Annotated in this window: 9 protein-coding genes; 5 read left to right on the forward strand and 4 right to left on the reverse strand. The window is 73.1% G+C overall.

Going from position 1 to position 11,983, the window contains the following annotated elements; genetic code table 11:
- Positions 1 to 11: 11 nt before the first annotated feature.
- From T328_RS31275 to T328_RS31285, 3 genes are read right to left on the reverse strand one after another with little or no spacing between them, the layout of a single operon-like run.
- Positions 12 to 1,619, reverse strand: a complete 1,608-nt coding sequence (locus tag T328_RS31275; protein WP_496499597.1) for an acyl-CoA carboxylase subunit beta — start codon at positions 1,617 to 1,619, stop codon at positions 12 to 14.
- A complete protein-coding gene (locus tag T328_RS31280) occupies positions 1,616 to 3,352 on the reverse strand; it encodes an acyclic terpene utilization AtuA family protein (RefSeq protein ID WP_496499598.1) in 1,737 nt (578 codons plus the stop codon). Before T328_RS31280 ends, T328_RS31275 begins: the two co-directional genes overlap by 4 nt.
- On the reverse strand, positions 3,349 to 4,284 hold the full coding sequence (locus tag T328_RS31285) for a TIGR03084 family metal-binding protein (protein WP_496499599.1): 936 nt from the start codon (positions 4,282 to 4,284) through the stop codon (positions 3,349 to 3,351). Before T328_RS31285 ends, T328_RS31280 begins: the two co-directional genes overlap by 4 nt.
- Positions 4,285 to 4,493: 209 nt before the next feature.
- Between T328_RS31285 and T328_RS31290 the strand changes: the two genes are divergently transcribed.
- Complete coding sequence (locus tag T328_RS31290) at positions 4,494 to 5,018, forward strand: Uma2 family endonuclease (protein WP_496499609.1); 525 nt, start codon at positions 4,494 to 4,496, stop codon at positions 5,016 to 5,018.
- Here the strand turns inward: T328_RS31290 and T328_RS31295 are convergent, their stop codons facing one another.
- Entirely contained in the window at positions 5,019 to 8,033 is a 3,015-nt protein-coding gene (locus T328_RS31295; protein WP_496499600.1) for an FAD-binding and (Fe-S)-binding domain-containing protein, read from the reverse strand.
- 170 nt (positions 8,034 to 8,203) lie between these two features.
- On the opposite strand from T328_RS31295, the gene T328_RS31300 reads away from it, so the two are divergent.
- The 4 genes from T328_RS31300 to T328_RS31315 all read left to right on the forward strand — a co-directional run.
- Positions 8,204 to 9,265, forward strand: a complete 1,062-nt coding sequence (locus T328_RS31300; protein WP_496499601.1) for a glycoside hydrolase family 10 protein — start codon at positions 8,204 to 8,206, stop codon at positions 9,263 to 9,265.
- A 203-nt stretch (positions 9,266 to 9,468) separates the two neighbouring features.
- A complete protein-coding gene (locus tag T328_RS31305) occupies positions 9,469 to 10,125 on the forward strand; it encodes a hypothetical protein (RefSeq protein ID WP_496499602.1) in 657 nt (218 codons plus the stop codon).
- A 227-nt stretch (positions 10,126 to 10,352) separates the two neighbouring features.
- On the forward strand, positions 10,353 to 11,186 hold the full coding sequence (locus T328_RS31310) for a hypothetical protein (RefSeq protein WP_496499603.1): 834 nt from the start codon (positions 10,353 to 10,355) through the stop codon (positions 11,184 to 11,186).
- Between the two features lie 40 nt (positions 11,187 to 11,226).
- Positions 11,227 to 11,983: WXG100 family type VII secretion target (locus T328_RS31315; protein WP_496499604.1), on the forward strand; the 757-nt coding region annotated here is incomplete at its 3' end.

Here is an 11,983-nt window from a genome sequence, read left to right on the forward strand (position 1 = left end):
GCGGGGAGGTTTCAAAGCCGGAACACCCCGTACCCGTCGTGCACCCCCGCGTACGGCGCCGTGTGGATCGCCGACAGGCAGATCCCCAGCACCGTCCGGGTGTCCCGCGGGTCGATGACCCCGTCGTCGTACAGCCGCCCCGACAGGAACACCGGCAGCGACTCCGCCTCGATCTGCTGCTCCACCATCGCGCGCAGCGCCGCGTCGCCCTCCTCGTCGTACGGCATGCCCTTCGCCTCCGCCGACGCCCGCGCGACGATCGACAGCACGCCCGCGAGCTGCTGCGGCCCCATGACCGCCGACTTGGCGCTGGGCCAGGCGAAGAGGAACCGCGGGTCGTACGCCCGGCCGCACATGCCGTAGTGGCCGGCGCCGTAGCTGGCGCCCATGAGCACCGACAGGTGCGGCACGCGGGAGTTGGAGACGGCGTTGATCATCTGGGCGCCGTGCTTGATGATGCCGCCCTGCTCGTAGTCCTTGCCGACCATGTAGCCGGTGGTGTTGTGGAGGAAGACCAGCGGGATGTCGCGCTGGTTGGCGAGCTGGATGAACTGCGCGGCCTTCTGCGACTCCGCGCTGAACAGCACGCCGCGCGCGTTGGCGAGGATCCCGACGGGGTAGCCGTGCAGCCGGGCCCAGCCGGTGGCCAGGCTCGTCCCGTACAGCGGCTTGAACTCGTCGAAGTCCGAGCCGTCCACCACCCGTGCGATCACCTCGCGCGGATCGAACGGCACCTTCAGGTCGCCCGGCACGATGCCCAGCAGCTCGTCCTCCGGGTACGCGGGCGGGGCGGCCGGCGGCGGGTCGGGGTGCGCCTTGCGCCAGTCGAGGCGGGCGACGACGCGGCGGGCGGTGTGCAGCGCGTCCGGCTCGTCGACGGCGAGGTGGTCGGCGAGACCGGAGGTGCGGGCGTGCATGTCGGCGCCGCCCAGGGACTCGTCGTCACTCTCCTCGCCGGTGGCCATCTTCACCAGCGGCGGGCCGCCGAGAAACACCTTCGCGCGCTCCTTGACCATGATCACGTGGTCGCTCATGCCGGGCACGTACGCCCCGCCCGCGGTCGAATTGCCGAAGACGACGGCGATCGTGGGGATGCCGGCGGCGGAGGAGCGGGTGAGGTGCTTGAAGAGCGCCCCGCCCGGGATGAAGATCTCCTTCTGCGACGGCAGGTCGGCGCCGCCGGACTCCACCAGGTGGATCGACGGCAGCCGGTTGGCGAGGCTGATCTCGTGGGCGCGGAACGCCTTCTTCAGCGTCCAGGGGTTGGACGCGCCGCCGCGCACGGTCGGGTCGTTGGCGGTGATCAGGCACTCGACGCCGGAGACGACGCCGATGCCGGTGACGAGCGACGCGCCCACGGTGTATGCGGGGGAATCCGAACCCCAGCCGGCCAGCGGGCTCAGCTCCAGGAACGGGGTGTCGGGGTCGAGGAGCAGCTCGATGCGCTCGCGTACGAGCAGCTTGCCGCGGGCGCGGTGCCGGGCGGTGTACTTCTCGCCGCCGCCCGCCACGGCCTTGGCATGCTCGGCGTCGAGGGCGGCGAGCTTGTCGAGCATCGCGGCGCGGTGGGCGGCGTAGTCGGGGCCGGCGGTGTCCAGCGCCGAGGCCAGCAGGGTCACAGCAGCTCCTCGGGGATGTCGGCGTGCCGGGCGCGCAGCCACTCGCCGAGCGCTTTGGCCTGCGGGTCGAAGCGGGCCCGGGCGGCGGCGCCGTCGCCGAGGAGGCCGTCGACGGTGAAGTTGAGGGCGCGGAGGTTCGGGAGGACGTGGCGTACGACGGGGAAGGGGGCGGTCTCGGGGAGGAGTTGGCGGAAGCGGTCGACGGTGAGGGTGTGCACCAGCCAGCGCCATGCCGTCTCACTCGCGGCCCCGGTGCCGGTGCCGTTGCCCGGGCGGGCCCAGACGCCGACGTTCGCGCTGCCGCCCTTGTCGCCGCTGCGCGCGCCGACGACGGCGCCGAGCGGCGCACGGCGCGTCGGGCCCGGCGGCGGGGGCGGCGGCAGCGGCGGTTCCGGTACGGCGGCGAGGGCCCGGGTGCGCGGCGGCGGGGCGACGGGGACGCGGGTGCCGTCGGGCAGCACGGCGGTGTGGGGGACGTCGGCGGCGGGGACGTACGCGGCCTCGAAGACGCCGTACGGCTGCGCCCTGCCGGGCGGGGCGGTGACGTGGAAGCCGGGGATGCTGGCGAGGGCCAGTTCGACGGCGGCGCCGGTGACGGCGCGGCCGACGGCGGCCTCGTCGGGGTCCCGGACGGCGAGGCGGAGCAGGGCGGACGCCTCCTCCTGTACGCCGGCGTCGGGGCGGTCGGTGCGGGCGAGGGTCCAGCGGGCGTCGGCGACGCCGGCGAGGACGGGGTCCAGCTGGGCGCGTATCAGGGCGGCTTTGGCGTCGACGTCGAGGCCGGTGAGGACGAAGACGACCTCGTTGCGGTAGCCGCCGAGGCGGGAGACGCCGACCTTGACGTCGGGCGGCGGGGGCTCGCCGCGTACGCCGGTGATGCGGACGCGGTCGGGGCCATCGGGGTCGAGGCGTACGGAGTCGAGGCGGGCGGTGACGTCGGGGCCGGCGTAGCGGGGGCCGGCGGTCTCGTAGAGGAGCTGGGCGGTGACGGTCTCGACGGTGACGGCGCCGCCGGTGCCGGGGTGCTTGGTGATGACGGCGCTGCCGTCGGCGTCGATCTCGGCGAGGGGGAAGCCGGGGTGGCGGACGTCGTGCTCGGTGAAGAAGGCGTAGTTGCCGCCGGTGGCCTGGGTGCCGCACTCCAGCACGTGGCCGGCGACGACGGCACCGGCGAGGGCGTGAAGGTCGGGGGTGTCGGGGTCGCGGGGGCCGCCCGGGTCGGCGGGGGACCAGCCGTAGTGCGCCTGGGCGGCGCCGGTGACGAGCGCGGCGTCGGTGACACGGCCGGTGACGACGACGTCGGCGCCGGCGCGCAGGCAGGCGGCGATGCCGGCGCCGCCGAGGTAGGCGTGGGCGGCGAGGGCACCGGGCCAGGTGCCGCGGGCGGTGAGGTCGTCGCCCTCGACGTGCGCGACACGGGCGGGGACGCCGACGCGCCCGGCCAGCTCGCGGACGGCGGCGGCGAGGCCGGCGGGGTTGTGGCCGCCGGCGTTGACGACGAGTGCGACACCGCGGTCGCGGGCAAGGCCGAGGCCGTCTTCGAGCTGGCGGAGGAAGGTCTTGGCGTAGCCGGTGGCGGGGTTCTTGAGGCGGTCGCGGGCGAGGATGAGCATGGTCAGCTCGGCGAGGTAGTCGCCGGTGAGCACGTCGAGTTCGCCGCCGGTGAGCATCTCGCGGACGGCGGCGAAGCGGTCGCCGTAGAAGCCGGAGGCGTTGCCGACACGGAGGGTCACGGGCGGTCCTCCGGGGCGGCGCGGTCGCCGGTACGGGCGGCGCGTACGGCCGGGCCGTCGTCGGCGGCGGCGTCCCCGGCGGCGCCGTCCTCGGCGCTCGTACGGCCCGTACCCTGCCCGCCGTCCACCGCCGCGCCGCCCGCCGCCCGCTCGCGCCCGCCGCCCGGCGGGCCGGCGAACGCCTGGGCGATGCCGAGCCAGCGCTCCGCCTCCGCGCCCTCGGCGACGAGCGCGGTGTCGGCGCGGTGCACGCGCTGGGTGGCCAGCAGGCAGAAGTCGAGCGCGGGCCCGGTGACGCGCTCGGCGGCGCCCTCGGGCCCGTACGCCCACGGCTCCCCGCCGCCGGGCGCGGCCAGCTCGACGCGGAACTCCGCGGCGGGCGGCGTCAGCCCGTTGACGGCGTACGCGAAGTCCCGCGTCCGCACGCCGATACGGGCCACGTGCCGCAGCCGCGCTGTGGGCGCACGCCGTACGCCGAGGGCGTCGGCGACGTCCTGCCCGTGCGCCCAGGTCTCCATCAACCGCCCCGACGCCACGCCCCCGACGCTCATCGCCGGCCCGAACCACGGCATCCGTACCCCGGCCGGCTGCGCCAGCAGCACGCGCCGCAGCTCCGCGCGCCCCCGCCGCCAGCGGTCGAGCAGCACCCCGGGCGCGAGCCCGGCACCGCGGGCGGCGCCGTCGTCCACGAAGTCGTACGGCGCCTCCTGCGCGTGCGCCAGCATCCGCCCGAACTCGTCGGGATCGACGGCGGCGGCGAGCGCGGCGCGGTCGGTCCAGGCGAGGTGGGCGATCTGGTGCGCGACGGTCCACCCGGCGGCGGGCGTGCCGAGCGCCCACCGCTCGGGCGGCAACCCGGCGACGAGGGCGTCCAGCGCGGCGCTCTCGTCGCGGAGGTCGTCGAGCAGGGAGGTGATCTCCGGGCCCGGCATGGTGCGCTCCCCTCGTGACTACTGCGGAGTAGGGTGGCAGCGGGCAAGAAAACAAGCAAGCGTGCTTGCCGGATTATTTGATCGGCTACTCCCCGTGACCGTGCCGCCGCACGCGTCGTTGATCGCGCGGCAGCATGCCGCTGAAATGACAGCCAACGGCGGGATCGAGATGACCGAGATCGACGACAAAGCACTCCTCCCTGGACGGCCTGTTCGAGGCATTCGACGCCCCCGCCTTCGAGGGCTATCGCATCGAGGTGGTCGAGGGGAGCATCCACATGGTCCGGCAGCGCGCCGTTCACTGGGAGATCATTCTGGAGATCGCCCGGACTCTGGACGGGGCGTTCGGCGGCGACGCCCAGATCCTGTCAGACGTACGGATCGACTTCCCCGGCAAGGAGAACGCCTTCTGCCCGGATGTGGCGAAGCTGTGCGACAGCGCCCAACCCGAAGGCGAGGAGCACTGGCGCCACCAAGACGTCGAGTTCGTCGCCGAGGTGGTCACCCGCGGCACGGAGAGGAACGACTACGGCCCGAAGAAGACCGCGTACGCCCTCGCGGGCGTGCCCGTGTACCTGATCGCCGATCCGTATCAGCGCAGGTGTCACCTCTACACCGAGCCCGAGGACGGCGACTACGCCAGGGAACTCACCGTCGCCTTCGGCGTCGAACTCGACCTCAAGGAGACACCGCTCGGCATCACCCTCCCCACCGACAGGTTCCCCTCCGACTGATCACCCCTCCTCCGGCAGCCCCTCCGCCAGCAGCTCCGCCAGGTGGCGGGCGCGGATGCCCGCGAGCTGGTCGAGTTGCGTGCGGCAGGAGTAGCCGTCCGCCACGACCGCGGCGCCTTCCGGCGCGCTGCGTACCGCCGGGAGCAGCTGGTCCTCAGCGCAGGTCGCGGAGACCTCGTAGTGGCCGCGCTCGAAGCCGAAGTTGCCCGCCAGGCCGCAGCAGCCGGCGGCGAGTTGCCCCTCCAGGCCGGCCTTCGCCATCAGGCGGCGCTCGGCGGCGTCGCCGAGGATCGCGTGCTGGTGGCAGTGCGTCTGGCCGGTGACCGGGCGGTCGAGGCGGGGCGGGGTCCAGTCGGGGGCGGCGGTTTCGAGGGCTTCGGCGAGGGTGCGGACGCGGGCGGCGAGGCGGGGGGCGCGCTCGTCGTCGGGCAGCAGCTCGACGAGGTCGGTCTTGAGGGCGGCGGCACAGGGCGGTTCGAGTACGACGAGGGGCGGCCCGGCTTCGCCCGCGCCCGTACCGCCGCCCCCGCCATCCCCCGGCTCCAGCGCGTCCAGCGTGCGCCGCATCACCTTACGGGCCAGATCCAGCTGCCCCGTGGAGACGTACGTCAGCCCGCAGCACACCTTCCCCGCCCCCCGCGGCAGCCCCACCCGCACCCCGGCCGCCCGCAGCACCCGTACCGCCGCCGAACCCGCCTCCGGCGACAGGTAGTTCGTGAACGTGTCCGGCCACAGCAGCACCTCCGGATCGGCGTCGACGCCGCCCCGCCCGAGCGACCGCGTCAGCGGCACCGGGGCGATCCGCGGGATCGGCCGCTCCGCCGCGATCCCCGCCAGCCGCTTCGCCACCGCCGCCAGCGGCCCGACCCCCGCCAGCGCGTTCGCCGCCCGCGCTGCGCGCAGCGCGGCCGTCAGCCGCAGCCACCGCGGCAGCCGCCCCATCGCGTAGTGCGCCATGGGCCGCCGCCGCCCGGCGTAGTGGTGGTGCAGGAACTCCGCCTTGTACGTGGCCATGTCGACGTCCACCGGGCAGTCGCTGCGGCACCCCTTGCACGACAGGCACAGGTCGAGCGCCTCGCGTACCTCCTCCGAGCGCCAGCCGTCCGTGATGACCTCCCCGGCGAGCATCTCGTGCAGCAGCCGCGCCCGGCCGCGGGTGGAGTGCCGCTCCTCGCCCGTGGCGCGGTACGACGGGCACATCACCCCCGGACTCCCCGGCGGGTTGCGGCACTTGGCGACCCCGACGCACCGCCGCACCGCCGCCGCGAAGTCGCCCCCGTCCGGCCCGTCGTGCGGATAGCCGAACGCCACCTCCACCGGCACCGGCCCGCGCGGCAGCGGCGCGAAGCGCAGATCGGCGTCGAGGGGGGCGGGGCGGGCGAGGACGCCGGGGTTGAGGGCACCGTCGGGGTCCCAGAGGTCCTTGAAGCCGTGGAAGAGCCCGACGAGTTCGTCCCCGTACATCGCGGGCAGCAGCTCCGACCGCGCCCGCCCGTCGCCGTGCTCGCCGGACAGCGAGCCGCCGTGCGCGACGACGAGGTCCGCCAGCTCCCCCGAGAACTCCCGGAAGCGGGCGATGCCGGGCGGCGTCAGCAGGTCGAAGTCGATGCGTACGTGGATGCAGCCGTCGCCGAAGTGCCCGTACGGCAGCCCGCGCAGCCCGTGCGCGGCGAGCAGCGCGCGGAACTCGCGCAGGTACGCGCCGAGCCGCGCGGGCGGCACCGCGCAGTCCTCCCAGCCGGGCCACGCCTCGCTGCCGTCGGGCATGCGGGTGGCGGTGCCGGAGGCGTCCTCGCGGATCCGCCACAGGGTGCGCTGCGCGGCGGGGTCGGCGAGGACGGCGTGGTCGACGGCGTCGGCGGCGCGGCACACCTCCTCGGCGGCGGCCCGCGCGGCGGCGGGGGTGTCGCCGCCGGTCTCGACGAACAGCCAGGCGCCGCCGCGGGGCAGCGCGTGCGCGTCGGGGCCGCTGCCGACAAGGTCGGCGGCCATGCCCTCGACGGTCAGTGGGCGCAGCGGCAGCAGCCCGGGGGCCGCCTCGGCGGCGGCGGACTCGTCGGCGTAGCCGAGGACGGCGAGGGCGCGGGCGGCGGGCGCCTCGACGAGGCGGACGGTGGCCTCGGTGAGGACGGCGAGGGTGCCCTCGCTGCCGGTGAAGGCGCGGGCGAGGTCGGCGCCGCGCTCGGGGAGGAGGGCGTCGAGGGCGTAGCCGGAGATGCGGCGGGGGAGGTCGGGCCAGCCGGCGGCCGGGGTGTTCTCGCCGTACGAACCGGAGGCGGAACCGTCGTACGAACCGGCCCCCCCGCTCCCGCCCGCACCCCCGCGCCCGGCACCGCCCGCGCCCCCGCCCGTGCGCAGGGTCGCCAGGTGCGCCGCGACGAACTCCCGCAGCCCCGGCAGCACCCCCAGGCCGTCCCGCCCCAGCCGCACCGCCCGCCCCCGGTACGTCACGACGTCCAGCGCCCGCACGTTGTCGGCCGTCGTCCCCCACGCGACGCTGTGCGGGCCGCAGGAGTTGTTGCCGACCATGCCGCCGATCGTGCACCGGCTGTGCGTGGACGGGTCGGGCCCGAACGTCAGCCCGTGCACCGCCGCCGCCCCACGCAGCCGGTCGAGCACCAGCCCCGGCTGCACGACGGCGGTACGCGCGTCGGGGTCGAGGTCGACGAGCCGGTTCAGGTGCCGGGTGAAGTCGAGGACGACGCCGACGCCCACCGCGTTCCCCGCGATGGACGTACCGCCGCCGCGGGCGACGACGGGCGCACCGTACTCCCGGCAGACGGCGAGCGCGGCGGCGACGTCGTCGGCGTCGCGCGGGGCGACGACGCCGAGGGGGACGCGGCGGTAGTTGGAGGCGTCCATGGTGACCAGGGCCCGGTCGCGGGCGCCAAACCCCACCTCGCCGCGCACGGCGTCCCGCAGGCGCCGCTCCAGCGCAACGGCGTCCACGCCGGCGCCGGCGCCCTCACCTGCGCCCGTACCCGTACCCGTGCCGGCGTCTGTCTCCGTATCCATGACCCCAGCGTGCCGGACTCCCCCACCCCGCCGCGCGTATTGACGTGCCCCACTCCCGCCTCTAACGTCCGACCCCGGAATATTCGAAACTAGTCCCGAAATATTTCGAGCGATCCGGCGCCACGACTCCACCACGCCCGCGCCCGCCCGCGCGGGGGAAGAAGGGGAACATGCGAAGACTACGCAGCAGGCCCAGGGCCCTGCTCGCCGCGCTCGCCGGCGCCCTCTGTCTCTACGGCCTCGGCACCACCACCCCCGCGTACGCCGCCGACTCGCTGAACCAGCTCGCCGAGGCGCACGGCAAGTTCATCGGCACCGCCGCCGCGACGTCCCACCTCTCCGACACCCAGTACACCGAGATCCTGGGCCGCGAGTTCGGCCAGGTCACGGCGGAGAACGAGATGAAGTGGGACACCACGGAGCCGAACCGCGGCCAGTTCAACTTCGGCCCCGGCGACCGGATCCGCGACCTCGCCCAGCAGAACGGCCAGTCGATCCGCGGCCACACCCTCGTCTGGCACAGCCAGCTCCCCGGCTGGGTCTCCGGCCTGCCGAGCAGCGAGGTGCGCGGCGCGATGGAGAACCACGTCACCGAGGTCGCCGGGCACTACGCGGGCGACATCTACGCCTGGGACGTGGTCAACGAGCCGTTCAACGAGGACGGCTCGTTCCGCAACAGCCCCCTCTACAACGCCATGGGCAAGGACTTCGTCGCCCACGCGCTGCGCGCCGCCAAGGACGCCGACCCGGACGCGAAGCTGTGCATCAACGACTACAACATCGAGGGCGTCAACGCGAAGAGCACCGCGATGTACAACCTGGTCCGCGACCTGAAGGAGCAGGGCGTACCGATCGACTGCGTCGGCATCCAGGGCCACCTGTCGATCCAGTACGGCTTCCCGAGCGACCTGCAGCAGAACATGCAGCGCTTCGCAGACCTGGGCGTCGACGTGGCCATCACGGAGCTGGACGTACGGATGCAGCTGCCGGCCGACGCGCAGAAGGAGGCCACCCAGTCGCAGTACTACGCGAACGTCATCGACGCCTGCCTGGCCGTCGACCGCTGCGTCGGGGTCACGGTGTGGGGCTTCCCGGACAAGTACTCCTGGGTCCCGGGAGTCTTCCCCGGCGAGGGCTCGGCGACCCTGTGGAACGACAGCTACCAACCGAAACCCGCGTACAACGCGGTCGCCGAGGCGCTGGGCGGCGAACCCGTGCCCGGGACCGGGTGACGGCTGCGCTGACCCTGGGCTGAGAGCCCCGCCCCGCCCGCCGGGGCCACCGAGGACGGTGGCCCCGGCGGGCGGCTGTGCCGTGGGGGACGTGGGACTGGAGTGAAGCGTTGGCATCAAGCCAACGAACGCGCTGGCGAAACCATGCGCCCAACGGATAGCGTCTTCTACCCGTAGTGATCCGTCTCCTACAGGGAGTTGACGTGAGACGCCGACGCACCCCCGCCGTCCTGGCGGCCTTAGCAGTCGCGAGCCTGCTGGTCGCGGCTTGCGGTTCCGATGACGAGGGCGGGGGTGACGACGAGAAGATCAAGGGCGCGGACGACGCCTCGTCGGCGCCGCCGTCACCGAAGGAGAGCGAACCGGAGACGGACCGCCCGGAGTTGACGCTCCCGTCGTACGCGAAGTTGACGTTCGAGGACGCCACCACGGGTGACGCTACGAAGGACGCGGTCCTCAACGACAGCGAGCAGCGGTTCATCGCCCTGTACGACGCGATCCTGAAGGCGGACACAGACAGCTCGGCCCTGAGCTTCTACACCAGCGGTGAAGCCCTCGCGATGTCCCGGGACTTCGTCAAGGGCTGGGTCGACGCCGATGACAAGTGGGCGGGTGTCATCCGGGTCTTCGATCGCGAGGTGACGCTGAAGGAGAACGGCACCGCCGCCGTGGTCTTCTGCGCCGACGAGAGCGATGCCGTCATCACGAAGGATCCCGCGAACGAGAAGGATCTACCGACAGGCAGCGGCTCGAAGAACGCGTACGTCCTCTACAACACGCTACTGGAGAAGAACGCCGACGGCGTCTGGCAGACGACCAAGGGTCTTTCTGACCGGGGGGCCGACCAGTGCCAGGCTTAACGAAGGTCACGACGACCCTCGCCGCATCGGGGCTTATCTGTCTGGGGCTCTTATCCGGTCCCGCCGCAGCCCAGCCGGACGACGGGCTCGGCGGGCATGGAAGTAACTTCGACCCTGATGAAGGATCCCCGTCCGGTGGGTCGGACGGCAACGGCAACATCTATGCACAGATCGAGATCGTGTGGGACGAGACCCGCAACGGTCCCGGCGGGGACGGTGGCGGGGCCGTGGCCCCGGTGAGCGACTGGGAGCCCCCGCCCTGCTGGTACGCCCCGGCCTACACCCCCGACAAGTTCGAGGAACTGGCCCGGGGTGTGTTCATCTCGATGGTCCACGACCCCGACGGGCAGGCCCTCGCCTCGGACTTCATGGACAAGTACAGCGGCGGCAACCCCTACCACAACTTCAACCATGACAAAGCCGGTGAAGGCTACTGGTGGGACGACTTCTACGACAAGAGCCGCCAGGACGACCCGGCGGTCCTCGACTGCATGGAGCCCTGGTTCTGGGTCGACACCGGTGAACCCCCACCGGCCGATTACGAAAACGCCGTCACCCCCGAGGTCCTGGCCGAGCTGGCGTACGACAGGCTCCGCATCCCGCGCGACGAGGCGACCCTGCGCCCGGAGGCGGCCGACCAGAAGGTCAACCTCCCGACCTGGGTATGGCTCGACGAAGGCACCTTCCACCCCGTGTCGGTCAGCGCCTCCATCCCCGAGATCAACATCGAGGCGACCACCACCGCCCGCCCCGTGGGCCTGCACATCGACCCCGGCACCGACGACGCCGAGCTGCACCCGGAGAACGGCGTCTGCCGCATCAACGACGACGGCTCCATCGGCACCCCGTACACAGCCGGCCGCTCCGAGGAGACGCCACCCTGCGGCCTGACGTACCTCCGCTCCACGGAGAACACGGGCCCGTACGAACTGACGGCCACCGTCACCTGGGAGATCAGCTGGACCGGCACCGGCCAGACGAACCCCGTCCGGCTGCCCGACGGAGTCTTCGGCACGACCACCGAAGTCGAGGTCGCGGAGATCCAGACCGTCGTCCGCTAGCTCCGTCTGCGACTACGCACCGCTGCTGATGGGGGGACCCATGGGTAACCGCCCCACCGACTGGCACATACTCGACCTCGACGAGGACCCGGTACCGGGGGACCCGGAACGGGTAAAGCAACTCGCCCGCGAGTTACACGACTTCGCCGACGACGTCGCCGACGCCTTACGCCAGATCAAGGGCATGGCGAGCGAGGACGCCCTCCTTCGCTGGGCAGGGAAGACCGCGAAAGCGTTCCAGGACGAGTTCGAAGAAGTCCCCAAGAACCTCAAGAAACTCCAGCGCTCGTACGACCTCGCCGGCGACGCACTCGCCGCGTACTGGCCGAAACTGGAACGCGCCCAGTCCCTCGCCGACAGGGCGTTGGCCAGAGGCCGCGAGGCCCGCAACGAGCTGACGTCCGCCACCGGCCGCCTGGACTCGGCCACCTCCTGGGTCGAACGCGCCACCGCGAAAACCGAGCAGTACGACGAGAAGGAGGGCAAGGACAAGCCCGACGACTCCGAAGTCCGCGCCGCCACCCGCAACGCCACCGACGCCAAGTCCGCCCAGTCCAACGCCCAGACCGCCGTCGACAACGCCGAAGCCGGCCTCGACGCGGCCAAGAAGCTGGCCGCCGACGCCAAGAAGATGCGCGAAGACGCCGCGTCCGACGCCAAGGACAAACTCGACGACGCCTCCGACGCCGGGATCCAGAACCGCAAGTGGTGGGAGAAGGCGGTCGACTGGGTCAAGGACAACTGGGACACCATCGTCAACGTCTGCAAGGTCATCGTCGCCGTCCTCGGCATCGTCG

The sequence above is a fragment of the Streptomyces sp. CNX435 genome (assembly GCF_059570575.1).